The following is a 23,873-nucleotide window of genomic DNA, read 5'->3' as shown; positions in this document are numbered from 1 at the left end:
GGAGCGCAATCAAACTTTCTGTTTCTCGTGCTTCAGTACCAAAGGCACCGAAGACCGACAAACAGTGAAGCTGACACTTCATCATCGGGCCGAAACCCTAGAAGCGTTGATATGCTAGGCTTGATCCATCGAAATGAACCAGTGCCGCCCGCATATCTCTTCAGATATCTGCGATGTCAAAGAGCGTGAGAGACAAAACAAGACCAGTGCGCCCTAAGTTTCGGCGCGCCCGCCTGCCCGTCTCTCGAATTTCTTACCGCCTCGTCTGCGCTGGCGTCTCCGCCGCCGCCCCGTCTGGCGTCCCGTTGTGCGCCTCAGCGCCGCCGGTGAAGGGGCTTTTACGGTCAGTGCCGGGGGGCTGCAAGCGGATTTTCCAGGATGTGCGAAGGTTTTTCGAATAAACTCGCAAACCATCCTATAAACAATGACTTACACCTGCAATTTTCTGCGCATCCCCACAACCCCGCGCGCCTTCCCCCGCGTCCGCCAGACGCCCCGAAACCCACATCTTGCGGCACGCACAGAGTTATCAACAAGCCTATCCACACCCGGCCCCGAGTCAGGACCGATTCAACCCGAGTCTCAGGGCAAGTCAGGCGGCCCCCCAGTGCTAAACGCGAGTCACCAGCCGAACCGCGGGAGAACAGACTGGGCGCAGGGCCTGCAGATGACCCGCCCTTCCCGAATGCAAAACGGGCAGCCGCTGCCGCGACCGCCCGATGTTCCCCGTCATATAGAGGGGCCCTAATAGAGAGCCCCTACCCCCCTGCCCTCTCGGCCTCGGCGTTCTCCGCCTCGATCGCGGCGGAAATGTCCTCGGCGAGGTTCGACAGGTGCTGGTCCAGCGCCGCATCCACCGCCTCGGGGTCGCGGGCGCGCAGCGCATTCATGATGGCGCCGTGATGCGAGACCACCCGCTCGCGGTTGCGCCGCATGGTCGCCGAGAGGAAGCGGGCGCGCCACAACCGGGCAAGATAGGCGTGGTGGGTCTCGGCCAGCGCCTCATTGTGGGCGGCCTCGGCGATCAGCCGGTGAAACGCCATGTCCATCTCGAAGAGATCGAGCGCATCCACGTGGTCATAGGCCTCGGCGATCTGTTCGTTCAGCTCGGCGAGGCGCGACAGATCCACCTCGGTGGCCCGTTCACAGGCGATCTGCGCCGAGAGCTTTTCCAGCGCCAGCAGCACGACGACCTGGTCGTGCACCTCCTTGACCGTAGGCCGCGCGACGATCGGGCTGCGCGACGGGCGGAGCACCACCAGCCCTTCCTGCGCGAGAATGCGGATCGCCTCGCGCATGGGGGTGCGGCTCACCCCCAGCTCGGCGGCATTGTCGCGTTCCTTGATCGCGGTGTCCGGCGGCAGCTTGCCACGCAGGATGTCGCGGCGCAGCTGCGCGGCGATCTGCTCGGCCAGGGTGTTCTCGGCGGCGCTCTCGGACATGGTTTGCCTCTCAGTCTCGGCCGGATCGGCCCGGGCGGCCGCCACAGCACTTGTCATGGGCCCCGCGGTGCGGGGCGGTCCGGGGTATAGACCACGGTCCCCCCTGAGGGGAAGGAGACCGGTGATTTCTGATTTGGTATACCAAAAATTGTTGATTGTCGATCCCACCCTGAGGTAGCCTCGATTCCAGATGGTATACCATCCGGCGCTGTGAGGGAGCGCCGCAACCGGGGGAAAACCCCAAACTTCTGGGAGGAAGACATGAAAATTAAGACCCTGCTGAAGGCTGCAACCGCGGCCACGGTTCTTGCTGGCCCGGCGCTGGCCCAGGACGTGACCCTGCGCATCCAGACGCACTACAACCCCGAGCAGACCTCGGGCAAGCTGGCGGCGGAATTCGTCGAGGACGTCGAGATGATGTCCGGCGGCGCCATCGACATCGAGATGTTCTACGCCTCCTCCGTGGTGGCCACCGTCGAAACCTTCGACGCGGCCGCCAACGGCATTCTCGACTGCGACATGACCGGCGGGGCCTACCAGACCGGCAAGAACGCCGGCTTCCAGTTCGTCGGCGACATCATGGGCGGCTATGACACCCCCTACCAGCAGCTGTCGTGGCTCTATTACGGTGGCGGCCTCGAGCAGGCGCAGGAACTCTACAACGAGTTCGGCATGCAGTTGATCGGCTGGTGGGTCTACGGTCAGGAATCGCTGGTCTCCTCGACCCCGATCACCGGCCCCGAAGACCTGAAGGACTGGAAATTCCGCTCGCCCCCGGGCATGGAAACCGAAATCTTCGCCAACCTCGGCGCCTCGCCGATCGTGATGGATTTCACCGAGGTCTTCACCGCGATGGAGACCGGCATCATCGAGGGCACCGACTATTCGGGCCTGGCGAACGACGAATCCATCGGCTTGTTCGATCTGGCCAAGCACGCCACCTACCCCGGCTTCCACTCGATGCCGTCGGACCACCTGGCTTGCAACAAGACCGTCTGGGACGGCCTGTCGGACCAGAACAAGCGCATCATCGAAACCGCCATGGAAAAGCTGGCGCTGCGCTCGGCGCTCTACTTCGAGAAGGCCAACAACGAGGCGGCGGCCCGTCTGACCGAAGCCGGCGTCACGCTGCATGACTGGTCCGTCGAAGATCGTGCGGCCTTCCGTCAGGCCGCGCAGTCCGCATGGGACGTCTGGGCCGAGAAGTCGCCGGAAGCCAAGGCGCTGGTCGAGAGCCACAAGGCGTATCTGGGCCAGCTCGGCCTGATCTCCGCGGAATAAGGCGCGCCCGCGCCTGACCTGAAAAGGCCATGCGGCGGGCCCACCTGCGGGCCCGCCGTTCCTTTCTCAAAGAACCCTGTGACTCCTCCGAAAGGGTTGACCTATGTCCAATGAAAGCCTCTGGCTCGGTACCCTGCGTGGACCTGTGCGACTGCTGGCCCTGATCAGCACCGGGCTTGCCCTGCTGGTCTACGCCTGGCTCGTGCTCAGCCAGTTCATCTCTGCAGAGCCCATCGGCATGTACGAGATGCTGCGCCCCGAAGGCCGGCCGCTGGTGTCGGTGATGCTCTGGGCGCTGTTTGCCGCCCTGCTCTTCGGCTCGCTCTACCTGTCCGACCGCCGCGGCTCGATCGAGATCGAACCCACCGGCCCGCTCGACATCCTGTCGCTGGTGCTCTCGCGCCTGTCGATGATCGGCATCATCGCGGTGGTGCTGGTGATGTTCTACGAGGTCGTGGCGCGCTACGTCTTCGAGAAGCCCACGCTCTGGGCGAACGAGCTGTCGCTGTGGATCGCCTCCTTCGTGTTCCTGCTGGCCGGGCTCTACTCGATGCAGCAGCGCAGCCACATCCGCATCTACATCATCTACGACATGTTCCCGCGCTGGCTGCAGAAGCTGGCCGACGTCATCTCGGTCTCGCTGATCTGGGTGTTCTTCCTGTGCCTGCTCTGGGGTGGCTACAACGAAGCCATGCAGAAGCTCGGCCGCATGGAGACCTTCGGCACCGCCTGGGATCCGCCCCTGCCGGCAACGCTCAAGATCGGGCTCATCATCATCATCGGCCTCGTGGCCCTGCAGGCGCTGTCGAACCTCATCGCCGACTGGAACAAGGCCCCCGAACACCATTCGCCTGCGGACGAGATCGACGAAGTCGAGATCGAGAATATCCGCCGCACGCTGGAGGACTGACTTACATGGTGGATATCGGCACACTCAGCCTGATCCTGTTGCTGGGCATGTTTGCCCTGCTGGCGATCGGGATGCCGCTGGGCTTCGCCTCCGCCTTCCTGGCGGTCGCGACGCTCGTGATGAAATTCGGCCCCGACCTGCTGTTCGGACGCTTCGGCATGGGGCCCTTCGCGGTGCTCGGCCAGGCGGTCTACCGGCAGATGGTGAACTACGTTCTCATATCGGTGCCATTGTTCATATTCATGGCCTCGCTACTCGAACGCTCCGGCATCGCGCGGGACATGTACAGCTCGCTGAACGTGTGGCTGTCGCGCACCCGTGGCGGCATCGCCTTCGTGACCTCGATCATGGCCGTCATCATGGCCGCCATGTCGGGGATCATCGGCGGCGAGGTCGTGTTGCTGGGCCTCATCGCCCTGCCGCAGATGCTGCGCCTCGGCTACAACCAGAACCTCGCCATCGGCACGATCTGCGCCTCGGGCTCGCTCGGCACGATGATCCCGCCGTCGATCGTTCTGATCTTCTACGGCCTCGTTACCGAGACCTCGATCAAGGCGCTGTTCACCGCGTCCTTCCTGCCGGGCTTCATGCTGGCGTCCTTCTTCATGATCTACATCTTCATCCGCACCCGGATGAACCCCGACGAGGCCCCCCTGCCCCCGGCAGACCCGGACGCCCCGGCGGGCGGTGAAAAGGCCCTCATGTTCCTCGGCTTCCTGTCGCGCTTCGGCATGTGGATCGTGGCGGCGCTCACCCTGCGCGCGCTGTTCTTCACCATGACCGGCGCCAACGTGGTGACCGAGGGCGTGGACCCGATCCCGCTCGGCATGGTGTCGGACATCCCGTGGCTCGTCGGCGCGCTGGTGATCTTTGCCATCGTGGTCTTCTTCATCGTCGGCCGTGAGCGCACCGCCACCGGCTGGGAGATGGGCAAGGGCCTGATCGCCCCCACCGTGGTGATCGGCGTCGTCCTGGGCTCGATCTACGGCGGCATCACCGGCATCACCGAGGCCGCGGGCATGGGCGTGGTGGCGGTCTTCGTCATCGGCCTCATTCGCCGCGAAATGAGCTTCGAGGTGGTCTGGGATGCGGTCATGCGCACGCTCAAGTCCACCGGCACGATCATCTGGGTGACCATCGGCGCGGCAGCCCTCGCGGCAGCCTACACGCTGGCGGGCGGCCCGACCTACGTGGCCAACATGATCGTCGGCTCGGACCTTCCGACCATGGGGATCATCCTGGTGATGATGTTCATCTTCCTCATCATGGGGATGTTCATGGACTGGGTCGGCATCGTGTTGCTGATCATGCCGGTGTTCCTGCCGATCGTCATGCGTCTGCCCGCCGAAGAGATCGGCTGGCTCGGCCATGTGGACAGCAGCTACATCGGCATCTGGTTCGGCGTGGTCTTCTGCATGAACATGCAGGTCAGCTTCCTGTCGCCGCCCTTCGGCCCCGCGGCCTTCTACCTGAAGTCCGTCGCCCCGGCGCATATCTCGCTGACCGACATCTTCCGCGGCTTCCTGCCCTTCATCGGGCTGCAGCTCCTGGCCCTTCTGGTGCTGCTGGCCTGGCCGCCGATCGTCACGCTGTTCCTGTAACGCGATCCCTTCGAAGGGGCGGCCCGCGCCGCCCCTTCGCTTGACCCTCCCCCGCCGGAGGCAGAGAGTTCCCCCACGAGAGCCGCTGGCCCCTGTGCGCCGCCCCTCTCCCCATCCGACACTCCCCAGCCGCTCCATGGAGCTTGAGCCAAGATGAAAACCGTCCGCCTTTCCGAACATGACAACGTCGTCACCGCAGTCGTCCCGCTGGAAGTGGGCGAAGAGGGCGCGACCACTCTGATCCCGCGCGGCCACAAGATGGCCACCCGCGACATCGCCAAGGGCGAGCCGGTGCGCAAATACGCCCAGATCATCGGCTATGCCGCCGAGGACATCCCGCAGGGCGCGCATATCCACACCCACAACCTCGAGTTCCGCAATGTCGAGGCCGAATACGAGTTCGGCACCAACCTGCACCCCGCCGCCCCTGCGGCAAAGCAGGACAGCTTCATGGGCTACCGCCGCTCGACCGGCCGCGTCGGCACCCGCAACTACCTCGCGATCCTCACCTCGGTGAACTGCTCGGCCACCGCCGCGCGGATGATCGCCCAGCATTTCACCCCCGAGAAGCTCGCCGCCTATCCCAATGTCGACGGCGTGGTGGCCTTCGTGCATGGCACCGGCTGCGCCATGGGCGGAGACGGCACCGGTTTCGAGTTCCTGCAGCGTGTGCTCTGGGGCTATGCCCGCAACCCGAACATCGGCGGCGTGCTGATGGCCGGGCTCGGCTGCGAGGTCATGCAGATCGACTGGCTGGTGCAGGCCTACGGGCTGGAGCCAGGCCCGCTCTTCCAGAAGATGAACATCCAGGACGAGGGCGGGCTGCGCAAGACGGTCGAGCACGGCATCGCGCAGGTCGAGAAGATGTTGCCCGAGGTCAACAAGGCCACCCGCACCCCCTGCCCTGCCTCCGAGCTGATGGTCGCCCTGCAATGCGGCGGCTCGGATGCCTGGTCGGGCATCACCGCCAACCCTGCCGTCGGCTATGCCTGCGACCTGCTGGTGGCGCAGGGCGGCACCGGTGTTCTGGCCGAGACCCCCGAGATCTACGGCGCCGAGCACCTGCTCACCGCCCGCGCCGCGACACCGGAGGTCGGCCACAAGCTGATCGACCTGATCCACTGGTGGGAGGACTACACGGAGCGGAACCGCGGCTCGATGGACAACAACCCCTCGCCCGGCAACAAGAAGGGCGGGCTGACCACCATCCTCGAGAAATCTCTCGGCGCGGCGGCCAAGGGCGGCACCACGCCGCTCAACGGCGTCTACAAGTATGCCGAGCAGGTCACCGCGCGCGGCTTCACCTTCATGGACAGCCCCGGCTACGACCCCGCCTCTGTCACCGGGCAGATCGCCTCTGGCTGCAACCTCGTGTGCTTCACCACCGGCCGCGGCTCGGCCTTCGGCGCGAAGCCCTCGCCCTCGATGAAGGTCGCCTCGAACAACGAGCTCTACCAGCGCCAGACCGAAGATATGGACGTCAACGCCGGGCGCATCCTCACCGAGGGCGCGACGGTCGAAGAGGTCGGCCGCGAGATCTACGAGATGTGGCTGCGCATGGCCTCGGGCGAGCAGAGCAAATCCGAAGCGCTGGGGCTTGGCGACTACGAGTTCGTGCCCTGGCAGGTCGGCGCGGTGATGTGACCGCCGCGCCTTCCTCTCCACACAGGAAGGACAAGACATGAGCAAACCCAGCATCGGGTTCATCGGACTCGGCCTCATGGGCCGGGCCATGGTCGAATGCCTGCAGGGCGCGGGCTATCAGGTGAGCGTGCTCGGCAACCGCGACCGCAGCGGTGTCGAGGAGGCGCTGGCGCGCGGCGGCAGCGAAGCCGCCTCGGCCCGCGCACTGGCCGAGACGAGCGACATCGTCATGCTCTGCGTCGGCACCTCCGAGCAGGTCGAGAGCCGCATCTTCGGCGAGGACGGCGTGCTGGCGGGCGCGCGCGCGAGCCAGATCGTCATCGACTTCGGCACCTCCCTGCCCGGCTCGACGAAACGCATCGGCGCCGAGCTGGCCGGCAAGGGCGCTACCTATCTCGACGCGCCGCTGGGTCGCACCCCCGCCCATGCCAAGGAGGGCAAGCTCAACATCATGTGCGCAGGGGACGAGGCCGCCTATGCGCAGGTCAAGCCGGTGCTCGACGTGCTGGGCGAGAACGTCTTCCACCTCGGCCCGCTCGGCGCGGGCCACACGATCAAGCTGATCAACAACTTCTTTGCCATGACCACCGCCATGGCGATGGCCGAGGCCTTTGCCATGGGCGATGCCGCGGGGGTGCCGCGCGACAAGCTCTACGGCGTGCTGGCGGCGGGGCCGAACCATTCGGGCATGATGGATTTCGTCAAGAGCTGGGCGATGGACGGCAAGCTCGATCTCGCCTTCTCGGTGGACAATGCCGCCAAGGACGTCGGTTATTACCGGGCGATGGCCGAGGAACTGGGAGCACGATCGCGCATGTCCGGCTGTGCATCGGAAACGCTCGCCGAGGTCTTGCAGAACGGCTTCGCCGGACACATGGTGCCGGAAATGGTCGACTACCTCTCCAAGCACCTGAAAGGCTGAGTTTATGTCCCTCCTCCCGGCGCGGACGCGCTGAGCCATGGCGATTGCCCCCCGCGAAGACCGGACGGCTTTTGGCCTGACGCTGATGGCGCTTGCCGTGCTCGGCTTCACCTGCATCGACACCTCCGCCAAATGGCTGCTGCAGCACGGCCAGCCGGCGCTGCAGGTGGTCTGGTGCCGCTACGCCGGTCATCTGGTGCTGGTGCTGCTGACCTTTCTGCCCCGCGAAGGCAAGGCTCTGTTCCGCACCGAGCATCCATGGAAGCAGACGCTACGCGCCGCCGGGCTGTTCGGAAGCACCATGCTGAACTTCCTCGCGCTGGCCTACCTGCCGATCACCGTGACCACGACAATCATGTTCGCCGGGCCGATCGTGGTGACACTGCTGGCGATCCCCCTGCTGGGCGAGAAGGTCGGCCCGCATCGCATCGGCGCGGTCTGCGTCGGCTTTCTCGGGGTGCTGGTGGTGATGCAGCCCTGGGGCGCGGACTTCCACCCGGCGATGCTGCTGTCGGTGGGCGCGCTGTGCTGCGCCGCGGTCTATTTCATCCTGACACGGCAACTGGCGGGCAAGGAGAGCAACGCCACCTCGCAGGTCTGGGGCGGCGCGCTGCCGACTGTCCTGCTCGCCCCCTTCGTGCTGCCCGGATGGGAAGCGCCCGAGAGCACCGGTACCGGCGTCATGCTGGCGGTGATCGGCATCTTCGGTGCCGTGGCACACATGCTCGCGACGGCTGCGCATCGCTACGCGGACGCCTCCGTGCTGGCCCCGATGGTCTACCTGCAGCTGATGAGCGCGGCGGCGGCAGGGCTGCTGATCTTCGGCACATGGCCGACGGTCTGGACGCTGGTCGGCGCGTTGATCATCATCGGCGCGGGGCTTTACATCTGGCACCGCGAGCGCCGGCGCGGGGTGCCGCATTCGAAGATCCCGCCGCGGCTCTGACCCCGGCGGCGATCAGCCTGGGGGGCTGGATTGGAAGAAGGGGCTCCGCCCCCGCCCTCCGGGCTCCCCCGGCGTATTTTCAAAGAGAAGAAGCGCGGCCAGCCGCGGGCCGTCGTCAGACGGCGTAATACGCGCGGTACCACTCGACGAAACGGCGCACGCCTTCGGTCACCGGGGTGTATTGCGACTCGCCCGCGAGCCGCGCCAGCAGCGTGGTGTCGGCCCAGGTGGCCGGCACGTCGCCGGGCTGCATCGGCAGCAGGTTGCGCGTCGCCTCGAGGCCGGTCGCCGCCTCGATCGCCTCGATGAAGTCCACCAGTTGCACCGGGCTGCCGTTGCCGACGTTGACCACCCGCCAGGGCGCGACCGGCGAGAGGCTGTCCTCGGGACCGGCGGGGGCGCCGCGCACCGGGGGGACTGTGGCCAGCCGGAAGATCGCCGCGACCAGGTCATCGACATAGGTAAAGTCGCGCATCATGTCGCCGCCGTTGTAGACGTCGATCGGCGCGCCCTCGAGGATCGCCTTGGTGAATTTGAACAGCGCCATGTCCGGGCGGCCCCAGGGGCCGTAGACGGTGAAGAAGCGGAACATGGTGATCGGCAGATCGTAGAGATGCGCGTAGCTGTGCGCCATGCTCTCGGTCGCCTTCTTGGTCGCGGCGTAGAAGGACATCTGGTGGTCCGTCTTCATCGTCTCGCGATACGGCATCTCGGTGTTCGAGCCGTAGGCCGAGGAGGTCGAGGCCGCCAGCATGTGCTTCGGCGGATAGGCCCGCGCCGCCTCCAGCAGCTCGAAGGTGCCGGCAATGTTGCTCTCGAGGTAGTCGCGCGGCTGTTCGATCGAGTGGCGCACCCCAGCCTGCGCGGCAAGGTGGTAGACATAGTCGAAGCGGTGCGTCTTGAAGAGCTCCATCAGCAGGCCCCGGGTCTCGACCCGACCTTCGACGAAGGTGAAGCTCTCGCTCTCCAGTTGCGCCACGCGCGCCCGTTTCAGCGCGACATCGTAGTAGTCCGTCACCGCGTCGAGGCCGACGACCTCGTGGCCCTCGGCGAGCAGTCGTTTGCACAGGTGGAAACCGATGAATCCGGCTGCGCCGGTCACGAGCGTCTTGGGCATCAGGGCCGCCTCATTCTTCTGTCGCGACCCCGATAGGCCAGACCCCGCCGATTGTAAATCGCCGGGGTCGCGCGCGGTGGGCGGCCATGGCGGAAACCGGGCAGCTGACGATCAGCCGCGCCCGATATAGGGCATGCCCGGTGCCATGACGGTGACGAACTGGACGTTCGCCTCGAGCGGCAGCGTCGCCATGTGCATCACCGTGCTGGCCACATGCGCGGCGTCCATCACCGGCTCGACCGCGATCGAGCCGTCGGCCTGCGGCACGCCCTGGGTCATCGCCTGCGCCATGTCGGTGAGCGCGTTGCCGATGTCGATCTGGCCGCAGGCGATGTTGAACGCCCGCCCATCCAGCGACAGCGAACGGGTCAGCCCGGTCACCGCGTGTTTCGAGGTTGTATAGGGGGCCGAGCCCCAACGCGGCACATGCGCCGAGACCGAGCCGTTGTTGATGATCCGGCCGCCCTGCGGGTCCTGCCTGCGCATCCGGCCAAAGGCGGCGCGTGCACAGAGGAACATGCCGGTGATGTTGATCGAGCTGAGCTTGAGCCAGTCCTCGGCCGGGATCTCGTCGATCATTGCGCCTTTGAGCCCGACGCCGGCATTGTTAAACAGCGCGTCGATGCGGCCCCACTCTGCCATCGCCTTGTCGAAACCGGCCTCGACCGCCTCTGGGTCGGCCACGTCGAACGGCAGGACCAGCGCGTTCGGATTGCCGCCCGCGGTTTCTTCCAGCGGCGCTTCGCGGCGACCGACCAGACCGACCTTCCAGCCCGCGTCCAGGAACGCCTTCGCGGTCAGTCGGCCGATGCCGCTGCCCGCACCGGTGATGATGATGCTCTGCATGAATTTCCTCCCAAGGAAACGGCGCGGGCGTTGGTCTCGCCCGCGCCGGAACAGGTTCGTGTCAGTGGTTGTCGCGCGGCAGGACCCGGGCCACTTTCTGGTAGGCGGTCGCCAGCTCCAGGCAGCCGCCGTCGGAGAGCTGGCCCACGTGCTTGCGGTAGATCTCCTGCCAGGGAGTCTGATGGACGAGCTCGGGGGCGGTCCAGTCGGCCTTGCGCTTTTCCCACTCGGCGTCCTCGACCAGCGCGTTCATCGTGCTGGCATTCAGATCGAGCCGCACCATGTCGCCGGTCTGCAGGTAGGCGAGCCCGCCGCCGACCACCGCCTCGGGCGAGGCGTTGAGGATCGACGGGCTTTCCGAGGTGCCCGACTGGCGCCCGTCACCCACCGTCGGCATGTGGTTGATGCCCTGTTTGATCAGCGCATCGGGGGGCTGCATGTTCACCACCTCGGCGGAGCCGGGATAGCCGACGCAGCCGACGTTGCGGATGAACAGGATGCAGTGCTCGTCGATCTTCAGATCGGGGTCGTTGATCCGGTCGTGGTAGTCCTCCGGCCCCTCGAAGACGATGGCGCGGGCCTCGAGGATGCCCTCCCTGCCCGGCTCGGACAGGAAGCGCTTCTGGAAGTCGGCGGAGATCACCGAGGTCTTCATCAGCGCAGAGTCGAAGAGGTTGCCCGAGAGCACCTTGAAGCCGGCGTTCTGCCGCATCGGCGCGTCGTAGGTCTTGATCACGTCGGTGTCCTGGCTGCCGAGCCCGGTGACGTTCTCGCCCATGGTCTTGCCGGTGGCGGTCATCGCGCCCTCGTGGATGCGACCGGCCTTGCGCAGCTCTTCCATCACAGCGGGCACGCCGCCAGCGCGGAAGAAGCTCTCGCCGAGGTATTCACCGGCGGGTTGCATGTTGACCAGCAGCGGCACGTCGAAGCCGATGGTCTCCCAGTCCTTCACGTCGAGCTCGACCCCCGCATGACGGGCGACCGCCTGCAGGTGCGGCGGGGCGTTGGTCGAGCCGCCGATCGCGCCGTTGACGACGATGGCGTTCTCGAAGGCCTCGCGGGTCAGGATGTCCGAGGGTTTGAGATCCTCGTAGACCATTTCCACGATGCGCTTGCCGGTCTGGTAGGCCATCGCCATGCGCTCGCGGAACGGCGCGGGAATGGCCGAGTTGCCGGTCAGCGACATGCCGAGCGCCTCGGCCATGGCGTTCATCGTCGAAGCAGTACCCATGGTGTTGCAATGGCCCAGCGAGGGCGCCGAGGAGCAGACCCGCGACATGAACTCCTCGTAGTCGATCTTGCCCTCCGACAGCAGCCGGCGCGATTCCCAGACGATGGTGCCCGAGCCGGCACGCTTGCCCTTCCACCAGCCGTCGAGCATCGGACCGCCGTTGAGCGCGATGGCCGGGATGTCGACCGTCGCCGCGCCCATCAGCATGGCCGGGGTGGTCTTGTCGCAGCCGGTGGTCAGCACCACGCCGTCGAGCGGGTAGCCGTGCAGCACCTCGACGAGGCCAAGGTAGCTGAGGTTCCGGTCGAGCGCCGCTGTGGGCCGCTTGCCGGTCTCCTGGATCGGGTGCACCGGGAATTCCATCGGGATCCCGCCCGCTTCGCGGATGCCCGCCTTGATCCGGTCCATCAGGAAGACGTGGATCTTGTTGCAGGGCGCGATGTCCGAGCCGCTGTTGGCGATGCCGATGATCGGCTTCTCCGCCTGCAGCTCGTCGCGGGTGTATTCCTGGTTCTGATAGCGCTCGACGTAGAGCGCCGTCATGCCGGGGTTGTTGGGGTTGTCGAACCACTCCTGCGAGCGGAATCGCTTGTTGGCACGTGTGTCGGACACGGGTAGCTTCCTCTCCTTCGCGCGCCTCCCCGCGCGCCTCCATCGGACGCGCCGGACGACGCGGCCGTTCTTGCAGGAGCTTCCCAATTTGGTATACCAAATGCAAGAGCAATCATGAGAGGACGGGTTGCCGATGCGTAAATTTACGCGAAACGGCGGATATTTTCCGTTCGTTTTCAAAAACATGAAGAGGTGTCCGAATCCCGCCGCCGGGAGACACGCATGACGCGATCCGCCTTCTGGCAGGGCTACCGCGACTGTACCCCCTTCATCGCCGTGGTCATTCCCTTCTCGCTGCTCTTCGGAGTCGTCGCGCGCGACGCCGGGCTCGATATCCTGCAGGTCATGGCCATGTCGGTGCTGGTGATCGCCGGGGCCTCGCAGTTCACCGCGCTGGCGCTGCTGCAGGAACATGCGCCGGTCTTCATCGCGCTGACCGCGGCACTCGCGGTGAACCTGCGCATGGCACTCTACTCGGCGGCGCTGGTGCCGCATGTGGGCCATGCAAAACTCGGCGTGCGCGCCCTCATGGCCTATCTCATGGTCGACCAGGCCTATGCCGTGGCGGTGAAGACCTACGAGGAAAGGCCCGGCATGAGCCGCGAGGAGCGGGTCGCCTACTACTTCGGCGTCATGGCGCTGATCTGTCCCTTCTGGTACGGCTGCACGCTGCTCGGCGCACTGATCGGCACGGCGATTCCCGCCTCGCTGCATCTCGATTTCGCCGCCCCCGTCTGCTTCATCGCGATCACCGCGCCGCTGCTGCGGTCGCTGCCGCACATGCTGGCGGCGGCGGTCTCGGTGGTCTGCGCGATTCTCTTCGCCGGGTTCCCCGCCGGGCTGGGCCTGATCGCGGCGGCGCTGGTGGCAATGCTCGTCGGTGCGCAGGCGGAACTGGCGCTGCGCCGCCGCGCGGCGCGACGCGCCTCTGGAGGTTCGGCATGATCGACGACGCAACCTTCTGGACCCTCACCGTCCTTCTGGGCATCGGCACCTTCCTGATCCGATTCTCCTTTCTCGGGTTCTTCGGACGCAAGCAACTGCCGGCGTGGTTCATCCTGCACCTCAAATACGTCGGCGTCGGGGTTCTGCCCGCCATGGTGACGCCCCTGGTGCTCTGGCCGCAGGCCACCGGCGGCGAGACCGAGCCGGCCCGTATCATCGCCGCGCTGGTCACCTTCCTTGTGGCCCTTCGCCTGTCGGTCACGGGCGCATTGGTGGCGGGGATGGGCACGCTCTACCTGATGCAGGCGCTGTTCTGAGCCGCGCGCACGTCGGCCTTCCCTTGCGGGGGCCGACGGGCGACATCCCGAAAATCAGGTTTCGAAAAAGATGAGGGTCGGCCCCCTCCTCCGAGACCGACCCCCTGCGAAGCCCCGCCGGCTGCGAGGGCGGCGGTCTTCGCGCGATGCCGGGCGCTGTCGAAACGCGCCCCGGCGATATTCGTCGTGTGAGAGTGCTCACTTGAAAGCGCGCCAGGGTCGAATCTGCCCATTTCCTGCGCAGGCCATGCGGCCCGCTCACGAAACTGCGATTCCCCGATAGGGTTTCGCGCCTTCATGGTATCGATACCACCGGGTAGTAGAAGTCGTCAACAGCGGCAGGCGGGTGAAGATGGCAGACGGCAGGAAATGGGTGACGATGGGCGAGGTGGCGGCCCGCGCCGGGGTCGGCAAGATCACCGTGAGCCGCGCCCTGCGCAACCCCTCCAAGGTCAGCCCCGGCACGCTGCGCAAGGTGCAGGCGGCGGTGGACGAGCTTGGCTACGTGCTCGACGAAACCGCCGGCGCGCTCAGCTCGCAGCGTTCGCGGGTGGTGGGCGCACTGGTGTCGACGCTGGAAGAAGCGGTGTTCGCCGCCACGGTACGCGGGCTCACCGAGGGGCTCGCCGAGGGCGGGCTGCAGCTGATGCTCTCGGCCACGCAATACGATCCCGGGACCGAGGCGGCGCTGCTGCCCACCATGCTGGGCCGGCGCCCCGAGGCGCTGGTGCTCACATCCGACGACCACACCGAGGCGGCGCATCGCTTGCTGGCCCGCGCCGGCCTGCCGGTGCTGGAGCTCTGGGAACTGCCGAAGCAGCCCGTGCATGCAGCCGTGGGCTTCTCCAACCGCGCCGCCGGGACCGCACTGACCCGTCACATGGTCGAGACCGGGCGGCGCCGGGTCGCCTTTCTCGGGCTCGACCGGCAACACGACCGCCGCGCGCGGCTGCGCATGGAGGGCTACCGTGACTGCGCCGGGCAGCTGGCCGGAGAGCGCGCTGTGGCGGTGAAGGCCAGGCCCGGTGCCGTGGGACCGGATTACGGCGCCGAGGGCTTGGCCGAGATTCTGCGCCGCTGGCCCGACACCGAGGCGGTGGTCTGCGTCAGCGACATGGTGGCCATGGGTGCGCTCTGCGAGGCACGGCGGCGCGGCATCGACGTGCCCGGGCGGCTGGCGATCTCGGGCTTCGGCGATTTCGACATGGCGCAGGACTCGGCGCTGGCGCTGACCACGATCCACATCGACGGCGCCGCCATCGGCCGCCGCGCCGCCGAGCTGATCCTGGCCGGGGACATCCCCTGCGGCCTTCGCGAGGACATGGGGTTCAGCCTCATCCGCCGCGCGACGAGTTGAGCCGGCTGGAGCCCCTCACCCCTCCCCCTTCTTCACCTCCTCGGCCAGATCGATCCCGCCCATTTCGGCGATCCGATCCGACAGGCTCGGCACGTAGTCCGCACCGTGCCCCGTCGCCTCGGCCGTGGCGAAATAGTGCCGCGTCGCGCCGGCAATCAGCGCCGGGGCCCCGACCTTGGCCGCCATGGCGTTGGCGTAGCGCACGTCCTTGCCGCCATTGAAGATGCTGAACTTGTGCGCCTCCATGTCCCGGTCCACCGCGTAGCGCATGAAGGTGTCGAAGAAGCCGTTGCCAAGCCGGCTCGAGCCGATCACCTGCCGCACCGTCTGCGGCGAGATGCCGGACTTGGCGGCCAGCACCGTCGCCTCGGCATAGAGCGCCGCGTAGCTCATCGAGATGAGGTTCATCACCAGCTTCATCTTGTGGCCCGCGCCGACGCCGCCGACGCGGTTGATGTTGCCCGCCCAGCACTGAATCACCGGCTCCACCCTGGCGAAGCTCTCGTCATCGGCGCCGACCATGGCGTCGAGCGTGCCTTCCTCGGCCTCCTTCGGCGTGCGCCCCAGTGGTGCATCGACCATCGCCCCGCCTTTTTCGGCCAGTTCGGCGGCCAGTGCCTCGGTCGAGGCCGGGTCGGCGGTGGAGCAGTCCACCACGATCAGCCCCGGACGCGCGCCCGCAAGGATACCCTCCTCGCCGCGCATCACCGCCTCGACCTGCGGCGAGTTCGACAGGCACAGGTGGATGATGTCGCAGGTCTCGGCCATCTCTTTCGGCGAGGCCGCCTCCCGCGCCCCCTGCGCCACGAGGTCCTCGACCGGCGCGCGGTCGCGGTTGCCCTTCACCCAGAGCGGATAGCCGCCCTTGAGGATGTTCTTCGCCATGCCATGGCCCATCAGGCCGACGCCGATAAAGCCCACTACGGGTGTGTCGCTCATGAAAATCTCCTCCCAAAGATGTCTTACAGCGAGGCGGTGATGCCGCCGTCGACGAACAGCGTGTGGCCGTTCACGAAGCTCGACGCCGGGGCACAGAGGAAGACGCAGGCACCGACCAGCTCCTCCACATCGCCCCAGCGGCCCGCCGGGGTACGCTTCTCCAGCCAGGCGCTGAATTCCGGATCGGCGACCAGCGCGGCGTTGAGCGGCGTCTTGAAATATCCCGGCGCGATGGCGTTGCAGTTGAGCCCGTGTTTCGCCCAGTCGGTCGCCATGCCCTTCGTGAGGTTGGTGATCGCCCCCTTGCTGGCGGTGTAGGGCGCGATGCCCGGCCGCGCCAGCGCACTCTGCACCGAGGCGATATTGACGATCCGCCCGGCGCCGCGCGCGATCATGTGCCGGGCGCAGGCCTGGCCGACGTAGAAGGCCGAATAGACATTGGTGCGCATCAGCCGGTCGAAGGCTTCGGGGTCAAAGTCTTCGAGCGGGCCGCGGTGCTGCATCCCGGCGTTGTTGATCAGAATGTCGATGGCGCCCTCGTCGGCCTCGTAGCCGTCGATGGCGGCGCGGGCGCTTGCATGGTCGGTGACGTCGAAACCGAGCGCTTCGGCCTGCAGCCCCTCGGCCTTCAGCGCCGCGACGGCTTCTTCAAGCCGCTGCGGGTTGCGCCCGTTCAGCAGCACCTTGGCGCCGGCCTGCGCAAGACCGCGCGCCAGCGCGTAACCGATACCCATGGTCGAGCCGGTCACCAGCGCGGTGCGGCCCGTCAGATCAAACAGGGACATGTTGGCTCCTCTTCCCTTGGTCCCGCCACATGCCCCGGGGCCTGCGGTGATCCGCAACAACCATTGACAAACCGGGGCGGGACCGTATTCAGGAAAATGGTATACCAAATGCTCCCGGATGCAAGCAGGCGCGGTGCGAAAGCCCCGGGCCGCCGGGACAGACGGCAGAGAGGACGAGGCGAGGTGAGGAGACCCGGCGCAGCCCTGTTGGACCGAGAGCGCGGCCCATGCTGAGCTTTGCCGCTGCCGTGTTCCTGCTGTTCATCACCCCCGGACCGGGGGTGCTGTCGATCGCCGGGGTCGGATCGGCCTTTGGCTGGCGGGACGGGCTGCGCTACGGCCTTGGGCTCTTCATCGGCACCAATCTCGTGATGACCCTCGTGCTGACCGGCTTTGCCGCCATCCTCCTGTCGGTCCCCGCAGTGCGGGTCGTGCTGATGGGGCTCTCGGTGTGCTACCTGCTCTATCTCGCGGCGCGCATCGCTCTGGCTGGCAGCCGCATCGCCTTCATCGAGGCAAAGACCGCGCCGGGCGTGCGCGCGGGCGTCCTGCTGCAGGTGATCAACCCCAAGGCCTATGCGGTGAACACCGCCATGTTCACCGGGTTTTCCTTTGCGCCCGAGGCACTCGGTTTCGAGACCGCCTCGAAGATCCTCATCATGAACGCGATCTGGATCCCGGTGCATCTCGCCTGGCTCAAGGCCGGGGTTACCCTGCACCGGCTCAACCTCAGCTACCGCACCCAGCGGCTGATCAATTACGGCATGGCGCTGGCCATGCTGGGCGTCGTCGCGCTGGCCCTCGTGTCGGCCTTCGGCGGAACCTGACACTCAGACATCGACTTTTCGGGAGGACCCTCAGAATGACCAAATACACCGGATGCTGGCCCGTGGTGCCGACGCCCTTCCACGACGACGGCTCGCTTGATCTCGAGGGCATGAAGCGCGTGCTGGACTGCACCATCGATATGGGCGTCGACGGCATCTGCATCCTCGCCAACTTCTCCGAGCAATTCCTGCTGTCCGACGACGAGCGCGCGGTCCTGACCAAGCTCTGCGTCGAGCATGTGGCGGGCCGTGTGCCGGTGATCGTGACCATCTCGCACTACGCCACCCCCATCGCGGTGGAGCGCGCGCAATACGCCAAGGACCTCGGCGCCGACATCGTGATGATGATGCCGCCCTACCACGGCGCACTGATGAAGGGGACTGCCGAGCAGACCTTCGAGCAGTTCCGCCAGGTGGGCGAAGTGGGCATTCCGATCATGCTGCAGGACGCGCCGCTCTCGGGCGTCGACCTGCCGGTGCCGCTGCTGGTCAAGATGGCCAACGAGATCGAGATGCTGAAGCTCTTCAAGATCGAGTGCCCGCAGGCCGCCGCCAAGCTGCGCAGCCTGATCGCCGAGGGCGGCGCGGCCATCGAGGCGCCCTTCGACGGCGAGGAGGCGATCACCCTGCTGGCGGACCTCGACGCCGGGGCGACCGGCTGCATGACATCGGCGATGATCCCCGACCAGATCCGGCCCATCGTGGTGGATTTCCTCGCTGGCAACCGGCAGGCGGCGATCGATGGCTACGCCCGCATCCTGCCGGCGGTGAACCATGAAAACCGCCAATGCGGCTTCCGCTCGGCCAAGCACGCGATGCAGGTGGGCGGCGTGATCAAATCGGCCTTCTGCCGCCACCCGATTGCCCCCTTGCATCCCGACACCGCTTCGATGTTGATCGAGCTGATCAAGCCGCTCGATCCGCTCGTGCTGAACTGGGGCAAGTAAGGCCGCCCGGAATCAAGGCGAAGCCGCCGGGCGAGCGCCTGCCCGTCGCACCGGAGGTGCGCAATCATGATTCTGCATGCCTTTGGCATGCGGGGCGGGCTGGCGTTCTGTCACCGTTGCGAGACGCACGAAGGTCGCCCGGGCTTGGCTGATATAAAGCGCGGACCTCGACCGTCGCGGAGCCATCCCACGGGCAGGCACTCGCCCGGCTGTCGTAGCGCTGGCTTTGATTTCGTCCGGGCCAGCCTGCGCCCGGCACCCAAACTTGGAGACCTGAGAAATGACCCTCTTCACCCCGCTCGAACAGCTCCTTGGTGACCGCCTTGCCACCAGCGATGCCATCCGACAGCAGAACGCGCGGAACGAGGCGCATTTCCCGCTCGCCATGCCCGACGCCGTGGCCTTCCCCGAGACCACCGAGGAAGTCGCCGCCATCGTCCGCTTCTGCGCCGAGACCGGCACGCCGATCACCCCCTTCGGCACCGGCACCTCGCTGGAGGGCCAGCACCTCGCGATCAAGGGCGGCATCAGCCTCGACTTCTCGCGCATGAAGAAGGTGCTGGAGATCAACGCCGAGGATCTCAACGTGGTGGTCCAGCCCGGCGTCACCCGCACCGAGCTCAACGAGGAGCTGCGCGCCACCGGCCTCTTCTTCCCGATCGATCCCGGTGCCGACGCCTCGCTCGGCGGCATGGCGGCCACGCGCGCCTCGGGCACCACCGCGGTGCGCTACGGCACGCTGCGCGAGAACGTGCTGGCGCTCGAGGCGGTGATGTCCGACGGCAGCATCATCCGCACCGGCACCAAGGCCCGCAAGAGCTCGGCAGGCTATGACCTGACGCACCTGCTGGTCGGCAGCGAGGGCACGCTGGGCATCATCACCGAGCTGACGCTGAAACTGCACGGGCTGCCCGAGGGCATCGCCTCGGCCACCTGCCGCTTTCCCTCCGTCGAGGAGGCGGTGAACTGCGTGATCCTGACCATCCAGTCCGGCCTGCCCATGGCACGGATCGAGCTGGTCGACGAGATGATGGTGCGCGGCTTCAATATCCACGCCGGGTCGGACCTGCCCGAGCAGCCGCATCTCTTCGTCGAGTTCCACGGCAGCCCTTCGGGGGTGGCCGAGCAGGCACAGAGCTTCCGCGAAATCGCCGAGGACTTCGGCATGGAATCCTGGGCAGAGGCCAATACCACCGAGGCCCGCAACGCCCTGTGGAAGATGCGTCACGGCGCACATTTCGCCTCCGCCGCGCTGCGCCCCGGCGCGCAGTACGGCACGCTGGCGACGGATGTCTGCGTGCCGATCTCGCAGCTCGCCGAGGCGGTGCTGCAGGCGCAGGCCGACGCGCGTGCGGCGGGGCTCGTCAGCACCATCGTCGGCCATGTCGGCGACGGCAACTTCCACTGCGCCGCGCGCTTTGACCCGAACGACCCGGCCGAGGTCGAAGCCGTCCACGCCTTCGCCGGCAAGCTCAACGAGACCGCGCTGCGGCTCGGCGGCACGGTGACCGGCGAGCACGGCATCGGCATCGGCAAGCAGAAATACATGAAGGCCGAGCACGGTCCGGCGCTCGACTGGATGCGGCGGATCAAGCTGGCCTTCGACCCGAAGGGCATCCTGAACCCGGGCAAGCTGTTGCCGCCCGAGGACTGATGGTCCGCCCCCACACCCGACATACAAGACCGAAGACGGAGGAAATTCCCATGCTGCCGCAGAGCAACCCCACCCCCGAAGCGCTTCTCGTTGGCCGCGTCTGGCGCCCCGGCGTCGGCCCGGCGCTGGTCGCCCTGCGCGGCGAGGTGCTGGTGGACATCACCAGCAAGACCATCCCCACCGTGCGCGACCTGCTGGAGTGCAATGACCCCGCCGCCACCCTGCGCGCCGCCACCGGCGAGGAGATCGGCACGCTGGCCGACCTGACCGCGGGTTCGAAAGAAGGTGCAGGCGAGGACGTGCTGCACCTGCTCGCCCCCTGCGACCTGCAGGCGGTGAAAGCCTCGGGCGTGACCTTCGCGCAGTCGATGGTCGAACGGGTGATCGAGGAGCAGGCAGCGGGCGATCCCGACGCCGCCGAGGCGATCCGCGCCAAGGTCAAATCCATCATCGGCGACTCGCTCTCGGGCATCGAGCCCGGCTCGGAAAAGGCGATGGAAGTGAAGCGCGTGCTGCAGCAGGAAGGCATGTGGTCGCAATACCTCGAGGTCGGTATCGGCCCCGACGCCGAGGTCTTCACCAAGTCGCAGCCGATGGCGGCGGTCGGCTGGGGCGCGACGGTCGGCCTGCACCCGATCAGCAAGTGGAACAACCCCGAGCCCGAGATCGTTCTGGCGATCAACTCGCGCGGCGACATCCTCGGCGCGACGCTGGGCAATGACGTCAACCTGCGCGACGTCGAGGGACGCTCGGCGCTGCTGCTGGGCAAGGCCAAGGACAACAACGCCTCCTGCGCCATCGGCCCGTTCATCCGCCTCTTCGACGAGGGCTACACACTCGACGACGTGCGCAAGGCGGAACTGACGATGACGGTAACCGGCGAGGACGGATTCGTGCTCAATGGCGCGTCGTCGATGAGCCAGATCAGCCGCGACCCGGCTTCGATCGTGGCGCAGACCATCGGCCGTCACCACCAGTATCCCGATGGCTTTCTTTTGTTCCTCGGCACGCTCTTTGCACCCACCGAGGACCGCGATGCACCCGGTCAGGGGTTTACACATCACGTCGGAGACGTTGTAAGCATCTCCGAACCCGCGCTCGGCGCGCTGCAGAACACCGTCCGGCTCTCTACAGAGGCCCCGGAATGGACCTTCGGCACCGGCGCGCTGATGCGTAACCTTGCCCGGAGAAATCTTCTGTGACCGCTTTCCTCGCCCTCGGAGAATGCATGGTGGAACTGTCGCAGGCCGGAGACGGCCTCTACAAGCGCGGCTTTGCCGGCGACACGTTCAACACCGCATGGTATGCCCGCCGCCTGCTCCCGGAGGAGTGGACGGTGAGCTACGGCACCTGCGTGGGCGAGGACGCGGTGAGCAGCGAGATGCTCGACTTCATCTCCGGCGAGGGCGTCGATGTCTCGACCATCCGGCGCATTCCCGACCGCACCGTCGGGCTCTATATGATCTCGCTCGAGAACGGCGAGCGCAGCTTCTCCTATTGGCGCGGCCAGTCGGCGGCGAAGCTGATGGCCGACGACCTTGGCTGGCTCGACGGTATCCTCAAGGGCCGCGAGATGATCCATTTCTCGGGCATCACCCTTGCGATCCTGCCGCCGAAGCAGCGCGAGGCCTTCTGCGGCGCGCTCTCCCGCGCCCGCTCGAAGGGGGCGATCGTGTCGTTCGACACCAACCTGCGCCCACGCCTTTGGGAAAGCCCCGAGGCGATGCGCGCCGGGCTGACCATGGGCGCACGCACCGCCGACATCGTGCTGCCGAGCTTCGACGAGGAGGAAGAGCTCTTCGGTGATGCCTCGCCGATGGAGACCATCGAGCGCTACCGCAACGGCGGCGCGGACATGGTGGCGGTGAAGCAGGGCGGCGCGGCGCTGCACCTGTGGCAGCGCGAGGCCGGTCTGCACGAGATCGCCGCCGAGACCGTGACCGAGGTGGTCGATACCACCGCCGCGGGCGACAGCTTCGCCGCCGGGCTGCTGGCGGGCCTGGCGCAGGGCAAGGCCCCGCAGGAGGCCGCCGCCGAAGCCATGCGCCTCGCCGCCAAGGTGATTCAGGCGCGCGGCGCGCTGGTGCCCTCGATCTTCGCCTGAGCCCGGCGCAGGCGGCGATGAGCCGCCTGCCGCGACGGCACGGTGCATTGCGGCGGCGTGCCGGCGGGTTCCTGTTGACCTCAACCGGACTTGGGGAATTACGGTCGGTGCGACTCGACTGATCTTCCCCAAGGACGCGCCGTGACCCTTTCTGCCCCGAGCCCCCTGCGCCGCTTCATCCTCGCCAGCGGCATGACCAACCTAGCCGACGGCGTGGCCGTGGTGGTCTGGGCCTGGCTGGCGACGCTGCTGACCCGCGATCCGATGCTGGTCACGCTGATGCCGATCACCCTGCGACTGCCGTGGTTCCTCTTTGCCCTGCCCGCCGGGGTGGTCACCGACCGGCTGGACCGGCGGCGGCTGATCCTCGCCATGGACCTCCTGCGCGCCTGCGCCTTTGCCCTCGCGGCGCTGACGATCTGGCTGGCCCTGCCGCTCTCGCCCGCTCCGGACAGCGGCACCGCCAGCCCCGGGCTCTTTGCTGCGCTGCTCGGCTGCGCGCTGCTGGTCGGCACCGCCGAGGTGTTCCGCGACAGCGCCGCGCAGACCATGCTGCCCGCCATCGTGCCACACGACCAGCTGGAGCGCGCCAATGGCAGGCTGTGGAGCGTCGAGATGGTCGGCAACGCGCTGCTGGGTCCGGCGGTCGGGGCGTTCCTCATCGCCTCGGTGTTCTGGCTGCCGTTTGCGCTGAATGCGCTGTGCTTCCTGATCGCGGTCGGGCTGATGCGGTCACTGCAGGGCCGGTTCACGCCGCGCCGCGCGGGCGCGCGGAACTGGAGGAAGGAGCTCGGCGACGGGCTCGCCTTCCTGCGCGGCTCCGCGCTGCTGCGGCTCTTGGCGGTGATCACCGGCGTGTGGAACCTGCTGCACCAGATGGTGGTCATCGCGCTTGTGCTGCACGTGCAGGAGAACCTCGGGCTCGGCGCTTCCGGCTACGGGCTGATCCTCGCAGCGGGAGCGCTCGGCGGCGTTCTGGGCGGATTTTGTGCCGAGCGGATCGTGCGCCGGCTGGGCAATGGCACCTCGGCGCAATGGATGACTCTGGCCTCGGCGCTGGCCTTCGCAGCCCTGCCGCTGGCCCCGAACGGCTGGGTGCTCGCGGCGGTGCTTGCCGCCTTCGAGTTCTGCGGGCTGGTGTGGAACACGGTCTCGGTCTCGTACCGTCAGCGCCACGTGCCCGACGAGATCCTCGGGCGGGTCAACGCCACCTACCGGCTCTTCGCCTGGGGCATGATGCCGATCGGCCTGTTCCTGTCGGGCGTGGTGATCCGCGGTGCCGAAGCGGTGATGCCCCGAGGGCTGGCGCTGCAAATGCCCTTCGTCGTCGCGGCCGCCGGGGTCATCGTGCTGACCGCCTGGGCGTGGCGGCGGCTCGACGCGGGCTTTGCCGGGGCAGACGCGACAGGCGCGCGTTCGGCCTGAGTGATAAGGCCCCCGCCTAGG

General features: G+C 67.0%; 20 protein-coding genes and 1 pseudogene. 15 read left to right on the top strand and 6 right to left on the bottom strand.

Going from position 1 to position 23,873, the window contains the following annotated elements; translation table 11 throughout:
- Positions 1-758: 758 nt before the first annotated feature.
- Positions 759-1,442 carry a GntR family transcriptional regulator gene (locus tag BM397_RS11525; RefSeq protein ID WP_092424038.1) on the bottom strand — a complete coding sequence of 228 codons (684 nt, stop codon included), beginning with the start codon at positions 1,440-1,442 and terminating at the stop codon, positions 759-761.
- Between the two features lie 261 nt (positions 1,443-1,703).
- On the opposite strand from BM397_RS11525, the gene BM397_RS11520 reads away from it, so the two are divergent.
- From BM397_RS11520 to BM397_RS11495, 6 genes and pseudogenes are all read left to right on the top strand, one after another.
- Positions 1,704-2,723, top strand: a complete 1,020-nt coding sequence (locus BM397_RS11520) for a TRAP transporter substrate-binding protein (RefSeq protein WP_092424037.1) — start codon at positions 1,704-1,706, stop codon at positions 2,721-2,723.
- Between the two features lie 103 nt (positions 2,724-2,826).
- Complete coding sequence (locus tag BM397_RS11515; RefSeq protein ID WP_092424036.1) at positions 2,827-3,633, top strand: TRAP transporter small permease subunit; 807 nt, start codon at positions 2,827-2,829, stop codon at positions 3,631-3,633.
- A 5-nt stretch (positions 3,634-3,638) separates the two neighbouring features.
- A complete protein-coding gene (locus BM397_RS11510) occupies positions 3,639-5,234 on the top strand; it encodes a TRAP transporter large permease (protein ID WP_176806603.1) in 1,596 nt (531 codons plus the stop codon).
- A 153-nt stretch (positions 5,235-5,387) separates the two neighbouring features.
- Complete coding sequence (locus BM397_RS11505) at positions 5,388-6,878, top strand: UxaA family hydrolase (protein ID WP_092424035.1); 1,491 nt, start codon at positions 5,388-5,390, stop codon at positions 6,876-6,878.
- Positions 6,879-6,912: 34 nt separating this feature from the next.
- Positions 6,913-7,800, top strand: a pseudogene (locus tag BM397_RS30065) (NAD(P)-dependent oxidoreductase); the annotation flags it as partial.
- 37 nt (positions 7,801-7,837) lie between these two features.
- Complete coding sequence (locus BM397_RS11495; protein WP_092424032.1) at positions 7,838-8,746, top strand: DMT family transporter; 909 nt, start codon at positions 7,838-7,840, stop codon at positions 8,744-8,746.
- Positions 8,747-8,861: 115 nt separating this feature from the next.
- Here the strand turns inward: BM397_RS11495 and BM397_RS11490 are convergent, their stop codons facing one another.
- The 3 genes from BM397_RS11490 to BM397_RS11480 all read right to left on the bottom strand — a co-directional run bounded on the left by BM397_RS11490 (position 8,862) and on the right by BM397_RS11480 (position 12,552).
- On the bottom strand, positions 8,862-9,863 hold the full coding sequence (locus BM397_RS11490; protein WP_092424030.1) for an SDR family NAD(P)-dependent oxidoreductase: 1,002 nt from the start codon (positions 9,861-9,863) through the stop codon (positions 8,862-8,864).
- 111 nt (positions 9,864-9,974) lie between these two features.
- Positions 9,975-10,709: an SDR family oxidoreductase gene (locus BM397_RS11485; RefSeq protein ID WP_092424028.1), complete on the bottom strand. Its 735-nt coding sequence runs from the start codon at positions 10,707-10,709 to the stop codon at positions 9,975-9,977.
- Positions 10,710-10,770: 61 nt separating this feature from the next.
- Positions 10,771-12,552 (bottom strand): IlvD/Edd family dehydratase, encoded by a 1,782-nt coding sequence (locus BM397_RS11480; RefSeq protein ID WP_092424026.1) that lies wholly within the window; start codon positions 12,550-12,552, stop codon positions 10,771-10,773.
- 222 nt (positions 12,553-12,774) lie between these two features.
- Here BM397_RS11480 and BM397_RS11475 point away from each other — a divergent pair, with 222 nt between their 5' ends.
- From BM397_RS11475 to BM397_RS11465, 3 genes are all read left to right on the top strand, one after another.
- The gene (locus tag BM397_RS11475; RefSeq protein WP_092424024.1) at positions 12,775-13,497 is read left to right on the top strand and encodes an AzlC family ABC transporter permease; all 723 of its coding nucleotides are present in this window, start codon (positions 12,775-12,777) and stop codon (positions 13,495-13,497) included.
- Positions 13,494-13,814 carry an AzlD domain-containing protein gene (locus tag BM397_RS11470; RefSeq protein WP_092424022.1) on the top strand — a complete coding sequence of 107 codons (321 nt, stop codon included), beginning with the start codon at positions 13,494-13,496 and terminating at the stop codon, positions 13,812-13,814. Before BM397_RS11475 ends, BM397_RS11470 begins: the two co-directional genes overlap by 4 nt.
- 352 nt (positions 13,815-14,166) lie before the next feature.
- Positions 14,167-15,171, top strand: coding sequence for a LacI family DNA-binding transcriptional regulator (locus BM397_RS11465; RefSeq protein WP_092424020.1), 1,005 nt, complete (start codon positions 14,167-14,169; stop codon positions 15,169-15,171).
- Between the two features lie 15 nt (positions 15,172-15,186).
- On the opposite strand, the gene BM397_RS11460 is transcribed toward BM397_RS11465, so the two are convergent.
- Both BM397_RS11460 and BM397_RS11455 read right to left on the bottom strand, forming a co-directional pair.
- A complete protein-coding gene (locus BM397_RS11460) occupies positions 15,187-16,110 on the bottom strand; it encodes an NAD(P)-dependent oxidoreductase (RefSeq protein WP_092424018.1) in 924 nt (307 codons plus the stop codon).
- A 23-nt stretch (positions 16,111-16,133) separates the two neighbouring features.
- Positions 16,134-16,895 (bottom strand): SDR family oxidoreductase, encoded by a 762-nt coding sequence (locus BM397_RS11455; protein WP_092424016.1) that lies wholly within the window; start codon positions 16,893-16,895, stop codon positions 16,134-16,136.
- Positions 16,896-17,122: 227 nt separating this feature from the next.
- Between BM397_RS11455 and BM397_RS11450 the strand changes: the two genes are divergently transcribed.
- The 6 genes from BM397_RS11450 (at position 17,123) to BM397_RS11425 (ending at position 23,852) form a co-directional block, all read left to right on the top strand.
- On the top strand, positions 17,123-17,722 hold the full coding sequence (locus BM397_RS11450) for a LysE family translocator (RefSeq protein WP_092424014.1): 600 nt from the start codon (positions 17,123-17,125) through the stop codon (positions 17,720-17,722).
- 35 nt (positions 17,723-17,757) lie between these two features.
- Positions 17,758-18,669: a dihydrodipicolinate synthase family protein gene (locus BM397_RS11445; protein ID WP_092424012.1), complete on the top strand. Its 912-nt coding sequence runs from the start codon at positions 17,758-17,760 to the stop codon at positions 18,667-18,669.
- A 280-nt stretch (positions 18,670-18,949) separates the two neighbouring features.
- Entirely contained in the window at positions 18,950-20,323 is a 1,374-nt protein-coding gene (locus BM397_RS11440) for an FAD-binding oxidoreductase (protein WP_092424010.1), read from the top strand.
- A 50-nt stretch (positions 20,324-20,373) separates the two neighbouring features.
- Positions 20,374-21,525 (top strand): fumarylacetoacetate hydrolase family protein, encoded by a 1,152-nt coding sequence (locus BM397_RS11435; RefSeq protein ID WP_092424008.1) that lies wholly within the window; start codon positions 20,374-20,376, stop codon positions 21,523-21,525.
- Positions 21,522-22,427, top strand: a complete 906-nt coding sequence (locus BM397_RS11430) for a sugar kinase (RefSeq protein WP_092424006.1) — start codon at positions 21,522-21,524, stop codon at positions 22,425-22,427. Before BM397_RS11435 ends, BM397_RS11430 begins: the two co-directional genes overlap by 4 nt.
- Before the next feature lie 141 nt (positions 22,428-22,568).
- Complete coding sequence (locus BM397_RS11425) at positions 22,569-23,852, top strand: MFS transporter (RefSeq protein WP_245696049.1); 1,284 nt, start codon at positions 22,569-22,571, stop codon at positions 23,850-23,852.
- The last annotated feature ends 21 nt before the right edge of the window (positions 23,853-23,873 follow it).

The organism is Alloyangia pacifica (assembly GCF_900116195.1).
In the GTDB taxonomy this organism is placed as follows: domain Bacteria; phylum Pseudomonadota; class Alphaproteobacteria; order Rhodobacterales; family Rhodobacteraceae; genus Salipiger; species Salipiger pacificus.
This window is presented reverse-complemented; position numbering and strand designations above follow the sequence as displayed.

What these genes read in the sequence shown, in the direction of transcription:
- BM397_RS11445 (WP_092424012.1), top strand. Translation starts at nt 17,758, where the DNA reads ATGACCAAATACACCGGATGCTGGCCCGTGGTGCCGACGCCCTTCCAC.
- BM397_RS11505 (WP_092424035.1), top strand. Translation starts at nt 5,388, where the DNA reads ATGAAAACCGTCCGCCTTTCCGAACATGACAACGTCGTCACCGCAGTC.
- BM397_RS11475 (WP_092424024.1), top strand. Translation starts at nt 12,775, where the DNA reads ATGACGCGATCCGCCTTCTGGCAGGGCTACCGCGACTGTACCCCCTTC.
- BM397_RS11455 (WP_092424016.1), bottom strand. Translation starts at nt 16,895, where the DNA reads ATGTCCCTGTTTGATCTGACGGGCCGCACCGCGCTGGTGACCGGCTCG.
- BM397_RS11520 (WP_092424037.1), top strand. Translation starts at nt 1,704, where the DNA reads ATGAAAATTAAGACCCTGCTGAAGGCTGCAACCGCGGCCACGGTTCTT.
- BM397_RS11485 (WP_092424028.1), bottom strand. Translation starts at nt 10,709, where the DNA reads ATGCAGAGCATCATCATCACCGGTGCGGGCAGCGGCATCGGCCGACTG.
- BM397_RS11460 (WP_092424018.1), bottom strand. Translation starts at nt 16,110, where the DNA reads ATGAGCGACACACCCGTAGTGGGCTTTATCGGCGTCGGCCTGATGGGC.
- BM397_RS11525 (WP_092424038.1), bottom strand. Translation starts at nt 1,442, where the DNA reads ATGTCCGAGAGCGCCGCCGAGAACACCCTGGCCGAGCAGATCGCCGCG.
- BM397_RS11515 (WP_092424036.1), top strand. Translation starts at nt 2,827, where the DNA reads ATGTCCAATGAAAGCCTCTGGCTCGGTACCCTGCGTGGACCTGTGCGA.
- BM397_RS11465 (WP_092424020.1), top strand. Translation starts at nt 14,167, where the DNA reads ATGGCAGACGGCAGGAAATGGGTGACGATGGGCGAGGTGGCGGCCCGC.
- BM397_RS11440 (WP_092424010.1), top strand. Translation starts at nt 18,950, where the DNA reads ATGACCCTCTTCACCCCGCTCGAACAGCTCCTTGGTGACCGCCTTGCC.
- BM397_RS11495 (WP_092424032.1), top strand. Translation starts at nt 7,838, where the DNA reads ATGGCGATTGCCCCCCGCGAAGACCGGACGGCTTTTGGCCTGACGCTG.
- BM397_RS11510 (WP_176806603.1), top strand. Translation starts at nt 3,639, where the DNA reads ATGGTGGATATCGGCACACTCAGCCTGATCCTGTTGCTGGGCATGTTT.
- BM397_RS11470 (WP_092424022.1), top strand. Translation starts at nt 13,494, where the DNA reads ATGATCGACGACGCAACCTTCTGGACCCTCACCGTCCTTCTGGGCATC.
- BM397_RS11435 (WP_092424008.1), top strand. Translation starts at nt 20,374, where the DNA reads ATGCTGCCGCAGAGCAACCCCACCCCCGAAGCGCTTCTCGTTGGCCGC.
- BM397_RS11490 (WP_092424030.1), bottom strand. Translation starts at nt 9,863, where the DNA reads ATGCCCAAGACGCTCGTGACCGGCGCAGCCGGATTCATCGGTTTCCAC.
- BM397_RS11450 (WP_092424014.1), top strand. Translation starts at nt 17,123, where the DNA reads ATGCTGAGCTTTGCCGCTGCCGTGTTCCTGCTGTTCATCACCCCCGGA.